A 20861-nucleotide genomic window follows, 5' to 3' on the forward strand; every position below is an offset into this window, starting at 1 on the left:
ATTACTGGGCGATTATGTGAGGATTATTTGCATTAGCTAATATTATACAGGATGCTGACGGGGCAGGGGTTATACCTCACCACTACTTCCGTATCACTACCAGTATTCGCTCCACTCAATCTCTCTAGCAGATCGAGCCTATGTGAGGTTAGAAGAATTGCGCAGTCGCATCAGTTGACGACGCATGTGGGGAGAGGCTTCTAGCTCAGAAATCTCTTTGGTTTTCACGCAGGAGTGCAAAGGCTCTAAATATTCATCTGCACCCGCTGTAAATGCGTCAATCAAAAGTTCTAATAATTTTTCGCGATCGTTCAAAACACAATTTTCTTCAATCAGTCGAAATTTCAAATGAATTTCACACTCGAAAACACCAACTTCTAGCTGTCGATTTGGATGTGATGCTGCGTCAGGATTCATTGCTTTAAACAAATTCTAATTGGGTGTGCAGTTGCTAGCAGAGTTGTCTGAAATACATCGCTCTCAGCATCGCTAGCTTTACCAAACATTTAGTTGAGACTCTAGCTGATGCTGATGAAAGCATCTCCAAGCAGTTATTGCTAGTAGCTTTCCCCATCCACTGATGCTCGGTGCTTGGCTCTTGTCTCCCTCCTGTGGTATTTTTTACCAAACCTCCTGCTAGGCAAAAAGTGCTTGTATCGCGCTCCAGCTAGTAGCAGATAGTAGTTTTGTAAAGAATGTCGTATTTGCATTTACCGATCTCGTTATACGTTCATAGATACAGTAAACGGCGCGTGCCAGCCCAGGTTATATGATGAAAATTTAGGAGTCGATTTAAGAGACAACTACTATTATTCAACCTTTAAGATTAATTACAGTAAAGTTTGTGTAAGGAATTTGTAAGGCTTTCAATAGTTTTTTGTATTTTGCCTTCGCTACGGATAAAATTTAGTTTTAATTTTTACAAAGTTAGATACAGTAGTATTAGTAATATTGCTGGCGTTTCCTGGAAAAAGTCTTTACCTGAAACCATTCCATGTCAATTCTGGACTTTCTCTGTCACTCAGTTAGTTTAGTATAAATAAGTACTATAGCTCGTTTCGGTAGTTGAAGTTTGTCTCAGTAGCATAGGGCAGGATAACTTGTGAAAAATTTGTCTTCCGGCGAAGCGAGTCGTGAGTCATGGTAAATTCTCCGTACTCTCGATCGGCTTTCTCTCGTCTCTTCCAGCGATAGGATAAGTAAAATATCATGGTATAAGCCTTTGGAGACTGCTGTTAATGAGTACTTGCGTTCGCGGTTTAATTTTTGTAGTTGATGATAATATCGATACCGATCAGATCATTCCCGCAGAATATTTAACGCTAGTTCCTTCCAAGCCGGATGAGTATGAGAAGCTTGGTAGTTACGCCATGATTGGCTTACCAGATCGCTACGGCAAGTTTATTGCTGCCGATGAAATGAAAACACGCTATCCAATTATTATCGCTGGAGAAAACTTTGGGTGCGGGTCGTCTCGCGAACATGCACCAATCGCTCTTGGCGCTGCTGGAGTGAAAGCAGTCATCGCTCAATCTTACGCGCGAATATTCTTCCGTAATTGTGTTTCTACAGGCGAATTATATCCTTGGGAGTCTGGCGAGCGACTGTGCGATCGCTTCGTGACTGGACAAGAAGTCACGGTTGACTTTGACAAAAACCAAATCATCAATCATACGCTAGACCACATCTATTCTCTAAAGTCTCTAGGAGAGATTAAACCTGTAATTGATGCTGGTGGTATTTTTGCTTATGCTCGTCAGACTGGAATGATTGCTGCTCGGTAGTCAGCGATTGGTTATCAGCGACCTTGCGACTTGTGACTTGTGACTTGTGACCAACAACTGTCAACCAACTCCTATAGAATAAACTCAATACCATAAAGTCAAGTTAGAATCCCTACTTATGGAAGAGCAGCTACTTAAGTCCACAACCCGCCACGTTCGGATTTTCTCTGCGGAAGTTAATGAAGATGGCGAACTCGTTCCTAGCAATCAGGTGTTGACGCTAGATGTTGACCCCGATAATGAATTAACTTGGAATGAAGATGCATTACAAACGGTATACGGCAAATTTGACGAACTGGTGGAGTCTCACAGTGGCGCGGATTTGACCGATTACAATCTACGCCGCATTGGCTCGGATTTGGAACACTTGATTCGATCGCTGCTACAAAGCGGTCGGATTAGTTACAACTTGAATAGTCGGGCGATCAACTACAGTATGGGACTACCACAAGTTGCTGTGGAAGATAATCGATAGAGGAGTAAGGAATAGATAATTAAAAGGACGCATCACAATGCGCCCCTTTTTTAAATAACTATTTCGCGCTCAAGTGCGACTGCTTTTCATCTCACAAAGACCTTCATTCTAAAGCGAAATACAGCGAGTACGGGAGTTACCGCCAAGTGCGTTCGCCGTTTTCGTCAACTCTTGACTGGCGAATGACATCAGAAATTTCTTCTGCGTCTTTGACATGGTGTAAAGCTTTTTCTTCGCCATCTGGTTCTTCTACAGCAAAATAGGTAGGAACTTGAATATGGTCGCCAGTGATATCTGGGGAATCTACAGCAAGTTGTTGCTTTTTCTCTTCAACTGATTGCTTGTCATCAGCGATAACATCACCAGGATTAACTGCACGATGCGTTTCTTTTTCTTGGTTGTTATCCATAATTGTTGTAATCTCTTAAAAACGAATGACCAATTCACTATTTAAAATTTAAGAATATTGGTTCGCGATCGCCTCCTTCGTAAGTAGGAAATACTTACCTACAAAACGCTAGGTCTGCAAATTGCTCGCCTCGGCTCTAAACACAGGGCATACGAAGCTAAACAATCGGATTGAAATCGCTAAAGTAGTAGATAGATCGCGAATCAGACTCGGCTGAATGCGAGAGACTACAATAGTGGGTAGGACTGTAGCAGATTTAGCTGCTTGCGCCAAGCGATTAAATCACAATTTATTCAAAATTCATGTTTGCAATCGATAGTCAAAGCTTGTTAAAGTTAATGCTCAAATCATCTGGGTGGAAGTGAGGTAACAACTGCATCCAGATCTTGCAAAAATATAAGAACAGAAGCGCAATTGCCGTGCGGGAAGCTAAATATAGAGATATAAACATGAATGAGCAGTTTAATCGTCTCTTACGTCTGCTGTTTTAAATTGGTTTAATATGGCTAATCGGTGCGCCAGCTATGCAAAATAATGAGGTAACGATCCAATGTCCAAACGATCTGTGTAAGGCTGCCAACTCTGAAGGCGACAAGTTTTGTCAGCGCTGCGGTACATCCTTAATTAAACGTTACTTGTGGGTTGTCGGGCAAGGCACAGAACTCCACGAGATCGGAACATCGATCGCGGAGCGCTTTTACCTCAAAGCCGAGCGAATTGTTTTAGATACTCAACCTGATTTACTGCTAGACTCTCCTTATTTAGATATTTCTAATGAAATTAGACCTTATTTGAGACTGGTCGCGTATCGTCTCCAAGTTCCGCAGGTATACGGATTAATATCGCTCGATCGCGAAACACCTGAAAAAGAAATTTTGCTGTTGGAACAAGCACCGATTTATCCCGATGGTGTGTTAACAGCAGGACAGCTAATGCCTCAGATGACTGCTGTTTGGCAGTCCGTTTCTAGCTTACGCCAGCTCAATTGGTTATGGCAAATCGCTCAACTGTGGCAACCCCTATATAGCGAAGGCGTAGCCTCTAGCTTGCTCGTCCCTCAGTTTTTACGAGTAGAAGGATCGTTATTAAGGCTGTTGCAATTGCAATTGGATGATGCCGAACGTCCCACACTAGCGCAACTCGGTCAATCTTGGTCGCAGCTTGCTAAAGAGGCTCGACCAAGCGTGACTGGATTTATAGAACAATTAAGCCAAGAGTTGCAACAAGGAGAAATCGTCAACTCGGAGCAATTGCTAGCGTGTCTGGATCGAGGATTGTTGGAATTAGGGCAAAACATTACGAATAGAGACATTGCCCCCAGTCGGAGTTTCAAGATTAGTACTTGCACCGATACTGGTCCTAGCCGTCAGCGAAATGAAGATGCCTGCTATCCAGTCAGCGGCACCACACTTGCTAAACCACCAGAAGCAAAAGCGATCGCAATTGTCTGTGATGGGATTGGCGGACACGAAGGAGGTAACGTTGCTTCCAGCCTAGCGATCGAAACGCTACAGCACCAGGTACAACAGCTGCCGCTAGATGAAGCAAGTTTAGACCCGAATACCCTCACTCATACTCTAGAACAGTTTACGCGCAAGACAAACGAATGTATCAGTAGCCGTAACGACAAAGAGCATCGTCAAGGAAGACAGCGAATGGGGACAACCTTGGTGATGGCAGTAGGACATCAACATGAAATATATATTGCTCACGTTGGTGATAGCCGCGCCTACTGGGTGACGCGCACGGGTTGCCATCAAATAACCCTAGACGATGACGTAGCTGCCCGTGAAGTACGGTTGGGTTATGCTGTCTATCGAGAAGCACTACAACAACCCTCGGCTGGTTCTCTCGTCCAAGCGATCGGCATGAGTGCATCGGTACATCCCACGGTACAGCGGTTTGTGTTGGATGAAGACTGCGTATTCCTCTTGTGTTCTGATGGCTTGAGCGATTACGATTTAGTCGATCGGTGCTGGCAAACAGAAATCTTGCCAATTTTAGATGGGAATATGGATGTTGCTACAGCAACTAAGCAGCTTGTAGAACTTGGTAACAACCTTAACGGACACGATAATATTACCGTTGCTTTAGTACATTGTCAGGTAAAGGTGCAGGAACCAGAAACTCCGCTTGGTTACAGTCAGTCGTTAGACAAAACGAGTAATGGTGCGGTCAGCTCATCTTCAGTTGCCGTAACTCTCTCAGAACCACCAACGGAAGATGCGATCGAGAACTACGTCCCGATCGCCAATACGCAGTTACTCTCACCATTCCCACCACCGCAACAATCGCGATCGTGGTTGCTCCCAATAGTGTTGGGAATCGGTTTGCTCTTAAGTGCGGCAGCAGGACTTTGGCTAGCTTACAATCACAACTGGCGAGAGCGAAACCCAGCAGCAAATAGTGACAGTAACGATACTACAAATGTTGCGCGATCGCCTGAAAGAGTATATGAGGCTCAGCAGGAAACCCCCCTCCAGCGCCAAGCAGGAGCGACCAGCTCTTCTCCCGAGCCACCCCAACTGAATGCACCCGATTTTACTTTGCCCCAGGGCAGTATCGTCAAAGTTCTAAACGAATCAAAACTGCCCTCCCAGCAGCGAGAGACTTGGACGCAGCTGCAAGTCTGCTCAAACCCTGAATTTTCCCGTACTTCTACATCTTCAACTGGCGATCGCCGGATATTAAAACCAGGAGACCATGCTTGGATTGCAAATACCGAACTCGATCGACGATTTAAGGAATTTTCAGGAGGGAACAATCCTTGTTCTACATCTCAGGCATTGCCAACACAGACAGACGGTGGAAATCAGGAGTCAGGAGGACAAGGCAATCGGTAAGAGAGTAGAGGAGACGTTACATATAACGTCTATACAAAGCGATCGGTGAAGAAAAGGTGTGACTTGTGACTTGTGACTTGCCCCACACCCTTATCACCTCAGCCTCTAGCTCCCAGTTAAATAAACTATTAAACTAAGACAGTTGCATATTTGCGAGTATTTGATAGCGATCGTGGTTATTGATGTCCCAGTCTGACATTCCCTGCTTGAGTTTAGCAATCGAACGTCTTGCCAATGCTGGTAAAGATAACTTTGCCGTTTGGGTAGTGCAAGCCCCTTACCCTGGTGGATATGTGAAACATGATTGTGTTTTGTCCCCTAGATTGATGCAGGCTTGGCAAGCTTGGCAGGCAATGTTTGCGCCTCGCTCATCACCACCAATTTCTCCAGAGATAATTTCTCAGACCTTGGATTTAGTCCCAGAAATCGTTGCCTATCCTGGCGGAAAAACCAACGGACAAGGGGGTCGTCTGATGCAACATTTATGCATCAACCTTTGGCAGTGGATTTTTCAGGGACAAGTACAAATGAGTCTGGAGAAGAGCCAAGGGATTGCGATCGGACAAGGAAAACCATTACGGCTAAGAATAGATATTCGAGAGCCGGATCTCATCGCCTTGCCTTGGGAAATTATGCAGCCTCAGGCTGGAAAACCAGCTATCTCCCTACCTTCGCCACTGCAAGCGCCACAAGTCTTTTTCAGTCGCACGACTAACGATGTTGGTTCCCTGATTTCGCTACCACCCAGTCAGGGTTTAAATGTTTTGCTGGTTTTGGGACAAGACACCGAAGCCGGAAGCTTGCAGTTGGAAACAGAAGCAAAAATTCTCGAACAAACTCTGAGAAGCTTCCAACAACTCAAGCCAATTGAAAGGAGAAATTTGGCAACGGTTCCCTGTCGGGTAGACACATTGTTACAACCTACTCCTAAAGAATTAATTTCGCAGTTAGAAACTCAGGCTTACAATATTTTCTTTTATTCCGGTCATGGTTTGAGCGCTCCAAATGGAGGATTGTTATTTTTACGTCCTGGGGTGGCGATTGACGGTACGGAGTTAGCCCATGTACTAGCACGTTCTCAAGTCAAACTGTGCGCGATTAATGCCTGTTGGGGAGCGCAACCCGCGTTTGATAACGGACAACCTTTACCGCGTAGCAGTTTAGCAGAAGTCTTGATTCATCACGGCGTACCAGCAGTACTGGGAATGCGAGATGAAATTGCCGATGAAGAAGCTTTAAGTTTTATTCAAGTTTTTACCCAGGCGTTAGCAGCAGGTTCGCCGATCGATCGTGCGGCGGCGATCGCCAGACAGCAACTACTAGCTGTTTATAAATATATTTCTCATGCTTGGACGCTACCCATCCTCTACATGCATCCAGAGTTTGATGGGGAGTTGCTTGGCGCACCCGCTCGCGATGAAATTACTCAGCTACCAGAAGATACGGTCGCGGGTACAGTATACCCACCAGTACGGGCGCAACTGCGTTCTACTTCTGCTCCAGAGCAAGTCTGGCATTTAGGTACGAGATTAGTAAGGGTAGGTCGTCTGGCAGAGAATGATATTGTAGTTCAAGAAGGCTGGGTCAGCCAAAGACACGCAGAAATCTATTGCCGTCAAGATCGCGGCGATACGACTTTTTTCTTACGAGATAATTCTCGTTTCGGGACTTTGCTGTCAAATCTACCCAGTAGCGATCGCTGGCACAATGTATATCGTGAGGAAGTCCCGCTAAAATCGGGAATGAAGTTAAAATTCGGCAGCCATAAGGGTCAAACCTACGAATTTATTGTTGAAGATTGAAGCTGAGCGAAGGAAGACAGAAGGCAGAGGGCAGAAAGAAGAAAAAATTGATATATTTTTGCGTAAAGCTCTGTCTTGAGAACTGCTGCCATATAACTAAGACCAAAGTAAATTTTTTATGGAGAAAAGTAAATGTACCAGCTAATTGTTGAATTTCTTCAAGTGACGCAGCTCTACGTAGCAACGGGTTGCCCGCTCGCCGATTTATGAGAATACCCTCTGTCGTCTCAAGCTGGAATTAATCCGCACTTCATGCAGTAAAGAGAGGGAAAAAGCAAGATGCTTTATGCAAAAACTGCAATTAAATACTGCAAAATTGTAGCAGAGATACTGCGATCCCCAATCTTATTTGCATAATTTATGTAGTTGCGGAAATGGCTGTTCAGGTGGTGTAGCTACTCATACAGCGTTTTTGCAGACACCCATGATGAATTGTACAATGACAAACGAATTCAAGTCTTCTGAAATTAACGAACGGCATCGGTTGTTGACTGAATTAGAGTTATTAGAAACACTACTTGCCTCTGAAGCAGCAACTTATCCCTGGAACCCTGCTGAAGAAGCAGCAGAAGCATTCTTTCTCGAACAAGAACAGCAATTACAGCAAGAGGACTGGTGGGAAGAGGAACTCTCTGCCCATGCGCCAGGTTTCCTCGCTAGCGTGGAACAGTTATGGGAGAATACTAAGCCAACAACTGTGTCTGCTAGCGCCACAGACGAGCAGTCTCTTCAGATAACTTTGCAACAGCGATTTGCAGCTTACATGCCGACAGCTTGGTTACAGGCGATCGCTCATAAAGCAACTGACATGTTAGCGACACAAAAATCTATGGCGCAACAATTGGTACAGTGCGTACAAGAATTATTACCGAATTGTTCGGAAGACGATCTGTTAATTCTCGCTCGCCCATATGCCTACAGTATGCGCAGTAGCATTGAGCCATCGACTACCGCGATCGAATCCACGCTAAATCGTTACGGTCAAGACTGGGAAGTGCGCTCTGATATCGAACGCGCTCAAATCAGTTTGGCGATCGCTCGCTACGCTATATCTCAATTGCAAGCTGAGCGGGGCGAGGAGTGAGGGGCGAGATCTTAGAGAGCAATTAACTCAATCTAAAATTCAAAATTTTCTTAATCTGGTCTTCTAGGTGTCTTTTCCAAAAAGCGAGTGGCAAAGTTTTGCGATCGCGTTGGTGAGAGCATTCTAGCTTTGAGAATCGCTGCTGTTAAAAACGCATACGATAGAATACCTACCACGACTAGGAGCAAGCCGCTAAAAGCAGCGGTAGAGTTCCATAAAGCATGAAGTGCGGCTGCACTGACATATCCCACAGTCAAGATCTGCCAACGTTGACGCGGTTTGAGTACGCTTAAACCAATGAAATAACCAAAATATCCGCTATCTGCCATATGTCCAGCAACTGCACCAATGATACGCGGAATCAGTAATTGCAATCCCACAATTTGACCAGCAGCTTGTCCGGCTGACATCGCCACGTTTTGAGCAATTTCTGGCACGTATTGCCACAACGTTTCGACCAAGGTAAAGCCTACAGCTGAGGCAGTTCCTAGTAGAATGCCGTCTAAAGGTTCCCAGACCCCAATCCATTCACGCCAAGGAGAAGCAAGTCGTCGCCCTAAAGCATATGCCCCCAGGACGGGTAAAGCTTTCAGAAACTCTTCCATTAAGCCAGCTCCGACGAACATCCGCAAGAATAATTCGGGAAAGCTAAGCGCTATAAGAGAGTTAGGTAAATTTCCTGGTAAGATGCGACGGAAGATAAAGATAAATAGCGGTAAGATAGGGCTAAATAGAATGAGTGCTGTAGCCGTGGCAGCAAGAATTGGGAGCCACCAAGGTTTAATTTTTCCACAAAGCCGATAGATAAAATAATAGGCAGCGCTACTCAAGTAGGTGGCAACCAAGAGTTGATTGAAGCGAATCGCTTTTGGTTGACCGACAGTAGCAAACATTAATACGACAAATATAACTGTGAAAATACCTGGAATTAAATAAGCCTTGCGGGTTAAGTCTTTAGCCGTAGAGATAATCGGAAATAAGTGGGAAAAATTGACTTCCGCTTCAGTCAGATGCGATACAGGTGGCGGGATGAGACTGGATGGGTGAGGAGAATGAGATTCAAAAATGAATTCTGCGCCGCGATGCCGAAGGCGGTATGCTCTTCGACCATGCTTCGCAAACGCTTCGCGACCTTCGCCCAACGTGATGCGATCGCCTGGAACGAGTTCCCGACAGCCTTGCAAGCGCTGTCCGTTGATAAAAGTACCGTTACTACTGTTCATGTCACACACCTGCCACCGATTTTGAGGTAGGGGGTAGAAAGTGGCATGATGGCGAGAAACCATACCATACTGCTCCGATTCCAGTACGATATCGCAGGCAGGATCGCGCCCGAGTGCCATTTCTCGCTCGGGTGAAAGGCTGTAACTGCGTGTCAGTCCAGCTTCTCCTGCATTCGGTAATAGCCGCAACCATCCTTCAGCAAGATGTTGTTCGGTCATATAGTATCGGTAATGAGAGGAGATGAGAGACAGGAGGCAAGAGACGGGAGAGAATCTGACAACTAGACATTCATATATTTGGAATCGAGGCTGTTTGCAGTCTTGCTCTTGTTCTCAAGACAATCATTCTATACTTTAGTCCTGCAATTACTAGACAAATTTAAGGACTTGTACCGATTGAATCTTCCAAACGAATGCCAGTACTTCCTGTCTTCTTCTATCTCCTCTGAATTCACTCGCTGTTTGCATTCCGCACGGCAGCAATAAACAAGAGGACTGTGGCTGGAATACTTACAGCAAGAATTACCGCTGTATTCAAGTTACCTAAATCGGGTTGACCGGAAGCTAGCTCGAACACGGAACCAACTGCTGCGATCGCCGTAATACAACAGCCGCCAAGAAATAAGCCGCTTTTGGGTGTCATTGCATTCATGGTAAATCTCCTCAAGCAACAGGTTTGACTGCACTCATGGAGAAGCCATGCTTTGCCAGTTCTTGGGTTAAAGCTAGCCTGTTTTCGACGCGATCGACGAAAACAATTCCGTTGAGGTGGTCGATTTCGTGTTGAATACAGCGAGCCAGTAAGTCTGTAGCTTGCAGCGATCGCGGATGCCCGTATTCATCCTTATAAGCAATTTCTACGGCTTGGGGGCGCGTCACGTTCAAATAAATGCCTGGGATACTCAAGCAACCTTCTTCTGCCACGCAGATATCGCTGCTGGTACGTTTGATCGTAGGATTGATCAAGATCAAGGGTGGGTTAGCGGCATTGTCTGGTTCGCAGTCAATGACGATGATTTGCTTGGATACAGCTACTTGTGGCGCAGCCAAACCGATGCCGTCAGCGCTATACATACTCTGTAGCATTTCTCGCGCCAACTGGCGAACTTCTACATCGACTTTGCTGATGCGTTTTGCAGGTTGACGCAGAGCGCGATCGCCTAAATAGCGGATATCTAAGGGAGGGTTTTTTAACTTTTTCTTTTCAACTGCGATTTCAGAAGCCATGTGAATCTACTCGCTACGGTCGGCTAATTTGCAAATTGTGACATTATTTCAATTTTACCAAGTAGAAGTCAGAAAAGGGACTGGTGACTGGTTGTCAGTTGTCGGTGAATAGGGAGCTGGGAGCTGGGACGAGCTAGGAGCAGGGGGAATTACTTGCGACTTATTTTCACGCACTACACTATGTAAAAATCGGTAATTTTTCCCTTTGCATCTATGTTTTTACTGAAAAATTCGTTGAATTTACTTAGGTAGAATTTGGTAATACTAGACTACCATTGTCGCGATCGCTCTACAAAAGTCATTATGATTTCCCTTGAGGATAAACATTTTTTTTGTCACGATTAAAAGTAGTTTTTTAGTATTTTTCTGATATTTTTTGGATATGTAATTGTCAATATTGAAAATACCTCATCGCCTGATTTATTTTAAAGCCATTTTAGGATTGAAAAATTTTTGTAAGGTAGTTAATGAATATTCGTCAAAGATTATATTCCGTCTTTATTTATACGTTTATCTGGGGAGGATTGATTGGATGCATTGCGATCGCCATAAATTCAAAAACTCAATCTTTGGTTTCAAGCGGCGATCGCCACATTGCTGTAGAGGCGCATAGCAGTTCTATGGAGCAGCAGCTAGCTAAACATGCTCAAAGTCTTGTAGCAGCAATTGCAGTAGCCGATCGCCAGATTGCAGTTTCCACTATTGCTAGTATCGCGGCTGCAATTGTCTCGGTTAGGCTCATTTATCGTTCGAGTTTGAAATCGTTAGAGCGATCGCAAACAGTAGAACAGAGCGAGCGAGATGATAGCGCTCGTCAAGCTGAGATTGTTATAAATAAGGAAAAGGAGATAGAAGCAAAATTAACGAAAATCAATCGATGTTTATTAAGTTTTTGTACCGATCCAAGCGAAAATATTAACCAATTAACCTCATTGTTAGGGGAATTATTGGGAGCAAGTTGCACATTATATAGTTTTCTAGATAATGGGCGGCTTCGTGCAGTAGGACAGTGGCAAACGCCATCCGAATTTGAGCGAGTAAATCGAACCGAGGGACGAATTTGTCACGATCTCATTCAACAAAATAGCGATGAAATTTGGGTATTATCAGACCTACTCACAACAAAATACGCTCAATCTGAGCCTAGTATTCAGGCGCATAACATCAAAACATATATTGGTAAAGTCGTCAAATGCCAGCAACAAGTTGTTGGTTGTTTGTCTGCCTGGTACACGATCGAATACATGCCCAGCGAGATCGATCGCAAAATCATCGATATTATTGCCGCAGCTATTGGGATTGAAGAAGAACGGCGAGCTACCCAAAGATCGTTGCAGGACGAACAAAGATATGCTCTGGCAGCGCAAGCGGCGCGAGATGGTCTATGGGACTGGAATTTAAACACCGATCGCATCTATTTATCTAAGCGATCGCAACTGTTGATGGATTTAGCAGCGGAAAACTCCCAAACGAGTGCCGCAGAGTTTTTTCAACGCATCCACCCCGCCGATCTTAATACCGTACAAACAGCGCTGGGCGAACATTTGGCAGAACGAACGCCTCAGTTTGAGAGCGAGTATCGTATTACATTAGCAGATGGTAGCGATCGCTGGTTATTGTTTCAAGGATTAGCTTGGCGCGATGCTGAAGGTAAACCCTACCGCATAGCAGGCTCTCAAACTGATATCACCGAGCGCAAGCAAGCAGAAGTGCAATTGCGATATCAAGCTTATCACGACGAACAAACAGGGCTACCAAATCGAATTTTACTAATGGAGCGCTTGCGACGGGCAATTGACAAACAAAAACACCAAGAAGATTATTTGTTTGCGGTGCTATTTCTCGATTTAGATCGGTTTAAGGTCATTAACGATAGTTTAGGTCATGGCTTCGGCGATCGGATGTTAAAGGCGATCGCCAGTCGGTTACAAACCTGCGTGCGTCCTGGGGATACAATCGCTCGCTTGGGGGGAGACGAATTTACTTTACTGCTAGAAGCTATAGGAAACGAGCAAGAGGCGCTCCAAATTGCCGAACGCATTCAACAACGGATAGCTTTGCCTTTTTACTTGGGGGAACATGAGGTGTTTGCTTCCGCTAGCATCGGGATTGCCTTGAGTAGGCTGGACTACGAAGATCCAGAAGATTTACTCAGAGATGCCGATACAGCAATGCATCGCGCCAAAACTCTTGGTACGCGGATGGAGATTTTTGACTCATCGATGCACAATCTTGCTATGGCAAGATTGCAAATTGAAATCGATCTGCGCAAGGCACTGGAACGGCAAGAATTACGAGTCTTCTATCAGCCGATTGTCTCGCTCAAAACTGGCAAAACTACAGGTTTTGAGGCTTTAGTCCGCTGGCAACATCCGACAAGTGGTATGATTCCACCCATCAAGTTTATTCCGGTAGCAGAAGAAACGGGATTGATTTGCGCGATCGGCTGGTGGGTTTTACAACAAGCTTGCCACCAAACGCGGCATTGGCAAGAGCGCTTTCCTACGGAGCCGCCTTTAACTATCAGCGTCAACGTTTCTGGCAAACAGTTTACTCAGTCAAATCTGATTGAGAAGGTAGATCGGATTTTACAGGAGACTGGGTTAGCTCCGACGAGTTTGAAGTTGGAAATTACAGAAAGCGTGCTGGTAGAAAATGCCGAAGCTGCTGCTGCCGTTATTTGTCAGCTCAGAGCGATGGGCATTCAATTTTCTATTGATGATTTCGGTACGGGTTATTCTTCGTTAAGCTATCTGCATCGGCTACCAATCGATACTTTGAAGATCGATCGCTCGTTTGTGAATAACGTCGATTGCGAACCGGAGAAAATCGAAATTATTCGGACTATAGTTGCTTTGGCTTGGAATTTGGGTATGAATGTTGTTGCCGAAGGTGTAGAAACAAAGACTCAAATGTATCAACTGCAAGCGCTCAAATCCGAGTACGGACAAGGTTACTTCTTCTCGAAGCCTACAGATAGCGAGGCGGCGGAAGCTTTACTCATGACTCAGCCAGACTGGGAGCAAGATTTACGCGCAATGGCTCAGTCGGTGCAGGGGAAGCGCTCGAAAACTATCAAGCCATAAAGCCGTGCGAAACACAGACATTCATGCGTGGTAAATAATATAGAGAACTTTCATCTCACTCTTCCCCAAAACACCAAAGGAATAGTAAGAACAGCCCACCCAAAATCAACCAATTCGGTATATTCGCATGTCTGATTAACTCTATAGGAGTCAGGACAAATATGTTAGTCACCATCGATGCTGTCAACAGTAGCAAGGTAATCAATAGGAGTGGAGGCACGATTGGGAACCAGGTAGAGAAGTTAGGAAAAAATAGGTCGAGATTTCTACACTGTAAAGAACGCGAATAAACTTTATCGATCGCACGGTGAGAGATAAGATAAAAGAAGTAAAAATTTTGTCCTGGCTAGGCATTGACCCGTGCTATCTACCATAGCTGCTGACTTCAAGATTATTTTTGACCGCGACCCTGCTGCCCGTAACTGGCTAGAAGTACTGTTATGTTACCCTGGGTTACAGGCAATTGTCTTCCATCGAGTAGCGCATCAACTCTACAAACTGCGTCTTCCTTTCATTCCAAGGTTTATTTCCGCGATCGCCCGATTTTTGACTGGGATTGAGATTCACCCTGGCGCGACAATTGGCAAGGGTTTTTTTATCGACCACGGTATGGGGGTAGTGATTGGCGAAACCGCGATCGTCGGTGATGACGTTCTGCTCTACCAAGGCGTGACTCTGGGCGGTACGGGGAAAGAAAGCGGCAAGCGTCACCCGACTGTGGGAAATAATGTCGTGGTGGGTGCGGGGGCAAAAGTCCTCGGTAATATCGAACTTGGCAGTAACGTCAGAATTGGAGCGGGTTCTGTTGTTTTACGCGATGTACCTTCTAATTGCACGGTTGTTGGCGTACCAGGTCGAATTATCTACCGTTCTGGAGCTAGAGTCGATCCGTTAGAACACGGTAGCTTACCTGACTCAGAAGCAGAGGTCATTCGCGCTCTCGTTGACAGAATTGAAGCGTTAGAACAACAGCTAGAAAAAGTACAACAGCAGCAAGCACACCAAGATTCTGTAGTTATGTCTCTTCCCGCTGCTGCTAGCTGTCAGATGAGGGATAAAGCGATCCAGCAGTTTTTAGATGGTGCGGGGATTTAAGGATTGACGGCTTGAGTAGACCAAGCGCGATCGCCCTCTAACCAAGTATAAATCGTGCGGTTTTGAGGGTCGCCGCGCAATTCTAAGCGATCTACCTGAACTGGTTCCAAAAGCAGCAAACAAAAGTGCGGTAATGGCACTTCTGCGGACGGTGCTGGAGGCTTGAAGGCATCATCAGCGGCTCTCAGCTCTGGATGCGCCCAAGCAAATTGCAGCCGTGCAGAGTCGCTTAACTCTTGCCAGCTGACTATACAGGCTTGCTGTAATTCTGGATCGGGACAGTCAGAGGCGATCGCCTTTAGCGTCCCAGTAATCCGAAATTGTTCGCGGGTTTTGGGGAAATACCAGCAAGCCTCTGCCCAAGGTTGAGCTTCAATTTGGGCAAATTTTTCACTGCGAGTATCGCTGACAAACTTGAGGCGATCGCTATTCTCCAAAAATCCCCGGAATACCACTGTACGATTAGCAGGACGACCATTAATCCGGACAGTCGCCAGTTGAAGATAACGGGCATAGGGCAAACTACGATTGAGGTGCAGCGCCCGTGCTAGGGGCGATCGCCAAGGAGCAAGAGAATTCGGAATTCGACGCGGCTTCAATGACGAGGAAACCTCGTCATCCGCCTGCTTGACTTCGGAATTCGGAATTATACGGTCGTTACTCACTACTCACTACTCACTACTTGTTCCCTGCTCCCAGCTCCCAGCTCGTCCCTGCTCCCTGCAAGATTCTCAGTTGTTGTCATGGCTGTTGCAGTGGTAGAACTCGTTTCAGTCAGTTGGGGCGATCGCACGGCACTTAAGGCTGTCTTGATCACGACTGCTGTAGGTACGGCAACGATTACGCCTAGCAAACCGCCAACTCTAGCGCCTGTTAAGACGGAAATCAGTACCCATACCGGATTTAAACCAGTGACGCTACCAAGAATACGGGGAGCAACGATGTTATCTAAGATCTGCTGAATGATGACAGATGCTACCAAGACTCTAGTACCTAGCCAGAAATCTTGCAGCGCTACTAATAAAGTAGTCAAAATAATTCCCACCGTACCGCCGAAGGGAACTAAAGCCATAATCCCGATCGTGATTCCAAACAGCAAACCAAACGGTACTTTCAGCCATAAGAAAATGGCAGTCAGGGCAGAACCCATACAAATACCGAAAATTAACTGTCCGATGAAGTAATTTTGAAAGCTCAACCGGATAGTTTGGGAAAAAGGCTGGCGAATGGGTGTTGGTAGCCAAGCGATTAAGCTTTGCCAGAGTTCGTCCCCATGCTGTAACAAATAAAATGTCAAAACCATGCCCAGCAAAAAATCTAGCAGGCTTGTCACTGTCACTACAGCTAGGTTGAGTGCTTGGACGGCGATCGCTTGTAATTGTCCCTTAACGCGATCGTTGATTTGTATTACTAAGGCATCGAGATTAATTGGATAACCCTGAGCCTCAGCCCAATCATTTAACAACACCAACTGATAGCGCCCTGAGTCTATCCATTCTGGCAAACGAGTTACGAGCTGCTGCGCCTGACTAATCACTAGAGGCACGAGGGTGACACCTAGCGCCAGTAAAATCGATAAAGCCAACAAAAAGACTAAAATAGCAACTTGTTCTCGCCTTGCGCCTTGCTGCTCCATCCAGCCTACCGGATAGTTCAACAAAAATGCTAGTAAAGAAGCACCGACTAAAATAACGATCAGCGAGTGGAAGTAATCAACGATGGAGGAGATTGCCCAAGCATTGAGTACGAGTAGTGGAGCCAATAGCGCGATCGCCAGAAGTCGCGTCAAAGGTGACATTGCTTGCCACCAACCTATAATAATGCGTTTCTGCATTTTCTCAGTTGCGGGAGCGAACTAAATCAAATGTCCCTTGCAGCCTATTATCCCTAACTCCGCTGTCATAACTCATCCCCCCAAGCTCGGATTCGATTACATCATATGAAAAAGCTTACAGTCTCAGAGCATTTAAATCGCGATCGCCTGCATTTGTTTTTTCACCTCATCCCCGTTGTGGGCTTTTTTCCTTCACTGTGGACTTTATATCGTCATGAGAGAGCAGGGAGCAGGGACGAGCAGGGAGCAGGGGAAGAAAGCAGAGGGGCAGAGGGAGCAGAGGGGCAGAGGAGCAGGGGAGCAATTACCAATTACCAATTACCAATTACCACAAAGAAAAACTCGCCGTCAGCCGTTTATCTATCACTCTAGCACTAAGCTGGTTGCTGGCATATTTCCTGTTGGGTGCTGGAGCAGAAGCCTCAGAATTTTTAAATTTTCGCCTATTGATGTTAAATAGTTTACTGACATCTGGGTATTTTTTAGTCAGTGTGTGGTTAATGCTGCGATTGACTGCTGGAAAGTCAGCGCGTCTACCAGGATTTTCGGCACTTGCAGATCGGACGCTCGATGAACGCTGAGGTTCAAAGACAACGCCAGCGGTAGAAAGTACGACTCTCTGGCTGGAATTCCGTAATAAGCCAGATGACGACTTTGTAGGATTTGCAGTAGACTCCAGGCAATATTCTCTAATTCGATCGTAAAGCCATGAAATTTACTGTTTCAGTAGCCAGCGTTACCCGTGCAGAGAATATGCCAATTGAGAAAGCGCAGCATATAGCTGTGCCTTTGTCCATTATCATGTTAAAAACTTATTAACTATTTTTGCTGACTAGTGTTAAGTGTGAGGAAGTTGTATCAGTGCAAAGAATATCAGGCTCAAAATCCAATTCTACAAGTAACTCCAAAAATTTTAGGCGCAGTAGTGCTATGAGTAGGACTGGGCGTTGGCTGTGGTTCTGGGTAATCATGAGTGGTGTCGCTGTGTTGTCAGCCACAGCAGGGGCGCTCTTAGCCTATACTATGTCAACCAAGCCGCTGATGCAAAGTCAGCTTAGCCCAGAGGAGCAAGCAATTTTCGGTACTCATGGCGATCGCTTAACGCGGGCTGGTTTTAAACTTTCGGAGCTGACCCGACCAGTTAATATTTTAGTTCTAGGTGTCAAAGTTCTCACCACAGACGTTAATACCCCTGCTGCCGACATTAAAAAGCAAGGATATCATGCGTTAGTCAACTCTTTCGACGGCTTGACAGACACTATCCTTTTGCTGCGATTTGACCCTGCGACCAAAAAAATCGCTGCCCTTTCTATTCCCAGAGATACCCGCACCAAGATAGAAGGTCGAGGCATAGCGAAAATCAATGAAGCTAATCTCGTTGGTGGTCCAGCAGGTAGTGCTAAATCTATTAGCGAATTACTTGATGGAGTGCCGATCGATCGCTACATTCGGATCAACGTCCAAGGAGTGGAAAAGCTGATCGATGCTTTGGGTGGCGTAACTGTTTACGTTCCCAAAGATATGAAATATCAAGATGATAGCCAGCATTTATACATTAATCTCAAAGCTGGCAAGCAGCATCTTGACGGCAACAAGACTCTCCAGCTACTGCGCTATCGTCACGACGAAAACGGTGATATCGGACGCATTCAACGCCAGCAACTCGTCATGCGGGCGTTAACGGAACAAACCTTGTCGCCGAATACACTGACTCGGATGCCGCAAATTCTCTCTGTGATTCAATCGCACCTCGATACGAACTTATCGATGGATGAATTGGTAGCACTGGCGAATTTTGGCGTACAAACTAATCGTTCTAACATGCAAATGTTGATGTTGCCTGGACGATTTAGTAATGCAGGAGAGTATAAAGCTAGCTACTGGTTGCCAGACAGCGATCGCATTGCCAAAATGGCAACGCAGCATTTCGATGCCCCTCTTTCTGAATCCGAGCCAGTTGACTTCGATCCGGCGCGATTGAGAATTGCAATTTCTAATAGCACGGGTAGCGATCGCGCTGTCCGCTCTTTGGTTAAATCTCTTGCTGGTGCAGGCTATCGCAACGTGTACGTGACAAAATCGTGGTCTGAGCCTTTAGATAAAACTCACGTTGTCGCCCAGCAAGGCGATACTGAGAGCGCGACAACAATCCGCGACCTCTTAAACGTAGGCGAAGTCCGCGTTGAAAGCACGGGCAACCTTGGCTCTGACATTACCATCCAAGTTGGTAAGGATTGGCTGGAACAAAGTAGGGAGCAGGGAGCAGAGAGTAGGGAGTAGGATAGGACAAGGGGGACAAGGAGGACAAGCAAGACAAGGGAGCAGAGAAAAAATCCAAAATCTAAAATTCTCCAACCACTAGTCACCAGCCACTAGCCACTCTCCCGACTCCCCAATTCCACAATCCACTCCTGTAATATCGGGTTCACCAATTCTGGTGCTTCGTCTTGGGGACAATGCCCGATTCCCTCTAAGGGAATGAACTTCTGTACTTGGGGGTAATTCGCTAGTTCTTGCCCCAACTCTACTGGTTCCCAAGGGTCTGCTGTTCCCCACAAAAAAATTGTCGGACAAGATAGCTGGGGCAACAAATCTTCTGGTAGCGGTCCTTGAGAATAGGCTGTGAAAGCAACAAAGACTGCTACAGCCCCAGCATCTTTTGCTGGAGCCATCAAAAGGTCTACTAACTCATCTGTGACTGCTTCAGGATGAGCGTAAGCTTGGAGTAAGATTTTTTTAACTGTTTTCGGTTTGGCAAGTTGTTGAAAGAAAAATTTACCAACTGGTTTAACTGCTAATAATTTCTGAATTAGTGGTGCGCCGAAGCGTCGATGCCAAGGTAAGCCGCTGCGCTTGCGATCGTGAAGCAAACGCAAGGAACAATTGAGCATTGCCACACCTACGACTAGATCGGGGGCGTATACTGCTGTTTGCATTGCTGCAATACAACCGACAGAATTACCAATGAAAACTGCTGGCGTTCCCACGACTTCGCGGCAAAAATCAGCAATTTGTTGTCCCCAAGTTTCAAACGAATACGGGATTTGTTTCCCTGGCTGTAATTCCCCTGGAGTTGGTTTAGCAGAACCACCAAAACCGATGAGATCGATAGCATACACCCTACAAGTCTGCGCCAGATCGGGAATATTTTTGCGCCAGTGCCACCAAGAAGCGCCAAAGCCATGTACCAGAATGACAGGAATACCAGTCTCGCCTTGTTGTTGATAGCAAATCGAAAATCCCTGCCAAGTCCACGTTTTTACGGGTTGAAATGTGCTAGATGCAGTTAGAGGTGAGGCAGTCATGAATTTGAATAGCTGGTGACGGATACTGTTTTTATTGTGACAAATCTTTACATTCCTGCCTCTTGACTATCTGTAACTCCTATCTCCGCTTCTGCTATCAGCCACAGTTCCCGCACGTCGATCGCCCGCATTCCCGCACGGTGGGCAGCTTCTAAACCTGCATCGCTATCTTCATAAACAATACAATCTGTAGGAGTAACGCCCATGCGATCGGCAGCTAGTAAGAAAATATCGGGTGCGGGCTTACCCCGTTCTACATCGTTAACAGTCACGATCGCGTCAAATAAAGAATATAACCCGATCGCCTTTAGGGTAGGTTCTACCACGCGAATATCGCCGCCTGAAGCTACTGCTAGGGGAACTTTCCCATAAAGACTGCGGGCAACATCTGCTACTGCTTCAATTTCTACCACTTGATGTAGTAGGTCTAAGAAATATTTTTTCCGCGCGGGATTGACAGTATTAGCGTCTAATGCATATCCAAAAGTATGATTTACGGTTTCGATTAATTCCAGCGATGACATACCTCGGCGATCGTAAAGCCATTCCTGGCTGAGATCGACACCCAGAGGACGCAGCGTTGCTAACCACGCTTGAATATGAGTGGGGATAGTATGCGCTAGAGTGCCGTCACAGTCAAAAATTAAGGCGCTATAGGGCGGCGTTGGTATGAGACACGTATCTTGCATACTGC

The 20861-nt window shown here is 45.8% G+C and carries 18 protein-coding genes and 1 pseudogene; 9 read left to right on the plus strand and 10 right to left on the minus strand.

Features of this window, described 5'->3' with window-relative positions:
* Positions 1–138: 138 nt before the first annotated feature.
* A complete protein-coding gene (locus H6G17_RS22130) occupies positions 139–417 on the minus strand; it encodes an Npun_R1517 family heterocyst differentiation transcriptional regulator (protein WP_039713858.1) in 279 nt (92 codons plus the stop codon).
* 629 nt (positions 418–1046) lie between these two features.
* Entirely contained in the window at positions 1047–1211 is a 165-nt protein-coding gene (locus H6G17_RS22135; RefSeq protein ID WP_192160785.1) for a hypothetical protein, read from the minus strand.
* A 27-nt stretch (positions 1212–1238) separates the two neighbouring features.
* Between H6G17_RS22135 and H6G17_RS22140 the strand changes: the two genes are divergently transcribed.
* Positions 1239–1784: a 3-isopropylmalate dehydratase gene (locus H6G17_RS22140; RefSeq protein ID WP_192160786.1), complete on the plus strand. Its 546-nt coding sequence runs from the start codon at positions 1239–1241 to the stop codon at positions 1782–1784.
* Between the two features lie 118 nt (positions 1785–1902).
* A complete protein-coding gene (locus H6G17_RS22145; protein ID WP_015156433.1) occupies positions 1903–2259 on the plus strand; it encodes an NAD(P)H-quinone oxidoreductase subunit M in 357 nt (118 codons plus the stop codon).
* Between the two features lie 136 nt (positions 2260–2395).
* Here the strand turns inward: H6G17_RS22145 and H6G17_RS22150 are convergent, their stop codons facing one another.
* The gene (locus tag H6G17_RS22150) at positions 2396–2668 is read right to left on the minus strand and encodes a hypothetical protein (RefSeq protein WP_192160787.1); all 273 of its coding nucleotides are present in this window, start codon (positions 2666–2668) and stop codon (positions 2396–2398) included.
* A 524-nt stretch (positions 2669–3192) separates the two neighbouring features.
* Here H6G17_RS22150 and H6G17_RS22155 point away from each other — a divergent pair.
* From H6G17_RS22155 to H6G17_RS22165, 3 genes are all read left to right on the plus strand, one after another.
* Positions 3193–5511, plus strand: coding sequence for a protein phosphatase 2C domain-containing protein (locus H6G17_RS22155; protein WP_192160788.1), 2319 nt, complete (start codon positions 3193–3195; stop codon positions 5509–5511).
* Positions 5512–5693: 182 nt separating this feature from the next.
* Complete coding sequence (locus H6G17_RS22160; protein WP_192160789.1) at positions 5694–7313, plus strand: CHAT domain-containing protein; 1620 nt, start codon at positions 5694–5696, stop codon at positions 7311–7313.
* Between the two features lie 439 nt (positions 7314–7752).
* Positions 7753–8397 (plus strand): hypothetical protein, encoded by a 645-nt coding sequence (locus H6G17_RS22165; protein ID WP_192160790.1) that lies wholly within the window; start codon positions 7753–7755, stop codon positions 8395–8397.
* 50 nt (positions 8398–8447) lie between these two features.
* On the opposite strand, the gene H6G17_RS22170 is transcribed toward H6G17_RS22165, so the two are convergent.
* From H6G17_RS22170 to def, 3 genes are all read right to left on the minus strand, one after another.
* On the minus strand, positions 8448–9839 hold the full coding sequence (locus H6G17_RS22170; RefSeq protein ID WP_192160791.1) for a PrsW family glutamic-type intramembrane protease: 1392 nt from the start codon (positions 9837–9839) through the stop codon (positions 8448–8450).
* A 232-nt stretch (positions 9840–10071) separates the two neighbouring features.
* Positions 10072–10272, minus strand: coding sequence for a hypothetical protein (locus H6G17_RS22175; RefSeq protein ID WP_015156427.1), 201 nt, complete (start codon positions 10270–10272; stop codon positions 10072–10074).
* Between the two features lie 11 nt (positions 10273–10283).
* Entirely contained in the window at positions 10284–10847 is a 564-nt protein-coding gene (def, locus tag H6G17_RS22180) for a peptide deformylase (protein ID WP_039713862.1), read from the minus strand.
* Between the two features lie 467 nt (positions 10848–11314).
* On the opposite strand from def, the gene H6G17_RS22185 reads away from it, so the two are divergent.
* Together H6G17_RS22185 and cysE are read left to right on the plus strand one after the other, a co-directional pair.
* The gene (locus H6G17_RS22185; RefSeq protein ID WP_192160792.1) at positions 11315–13933 is read left to right on the plus strand and encodes a GGDEF domain-containing phosphodiesterase; all 2619 of its coding nucleotides are present in this window, start codon (positions 11315–11317) and stop codon (positions 13931–13933) included.
* Positions 13934–14293: 360 nt separating this feature from the next.
* On the plus strand, positions 14294–15028 hold the full coding sequence (cysE, locus tag H6G17_RS22190; protein WP_192160793.1) for a serine O-acetyltransferase: 735 nt from the start codon (positions 14294–14296) through the stop codon (positions 15026–15028).
* Here the strand turns inward: cysE and H6G17_RS22195 are convergent.
* Positions 15025–15627, minus strand: coding sequence for an Npun_F5749 family FMN-dependent PPOX-type flavoprotein (locus H6G17_RS22195; protein WP_192160849.1), 603 nt, complete (start codon positions 15625–15627; stop codon positions 15025–15027). The two genes, cysE and H6G17_RS22195, sit on opposite strands and share 4 nt — an antisense overlap.
* 65 nt (positions 15628–15692) lie before the next feature.
* Entirely contained in the window at positions 15693–16862 is a 1170-nt protein-coding gene (locus H6G17_RS22200) for an AI-2E family transporter (protein WP_192160794.1), read from the minus strand.
* A 105-nt stretch (positions 16863–16967) separates the two neighbouring features.
* Here H6G17_RS22200 and H6G17_RS34765 point away from each other — a divergent pair.
* Together H6G17_RS34765 and H6G17_RS22210 are read left to right on the plus strand one after the other, a co-directional pair.
* Positions 16968–17443 (plus strand): annotated as a pseudogene (locus H6G17_RS34765) (hypothetical protein).
* A 349-nt stretch (positions 17444–17792) separates the two neighbouring features.
* On the plus strand, positions 17793–19142 hold the full coding sequence (locus tag H6G17_RS22210) for an LCP family protein (RefSeq protein ID WP_199316921.1): 1350 nt from the start codon (positions 17793–17795) through the stop codon (positions 19140–19142).
* A 92-nt stretch (positions 19143–19234) separates the two neighbouring features.
* Here the strand turns inward: H6G17_RS22210 and H6G17_RS22215 are convergent, their stop codons facing one another.
* Together H6G17_RS22215 and H6G17_RS22220 are read right to left on the minus strand one after the other, a co-directional pair.
* Positions 19235–20167, minus strand: coding sequence for an alpha/beta fold hydrolase (locus H6G17_RS22215; RefSeq protein WP_192160796.1), 933 nt, complete (start codon positions 20165–20167; stop codon positions 19235–19237).
* A gap of 47 nt (positions 20168–20214) precedes the next feature.
* Positions 20215–20856, minus strand: a complete 642-nt coding sequence (locus H6G17_RS22220; protein WP_192160797.1) for an HAD family phosphatase — start codon at positions 20854–20856, stop codon at positions 20215–20217.
* Positions 20857–20861 lie beyond the last annotated feature (5 nt).

The organism is Chroococcidiopsis sp. [FACHB-1243], from assembly GCF_014696895.1.
GTDB lineage: Bacteria > Cyanobacteriota > Cyanobacteriia > Cyanobacteriales > Chroococcidiopsidaceae > Chroococcidiopsis.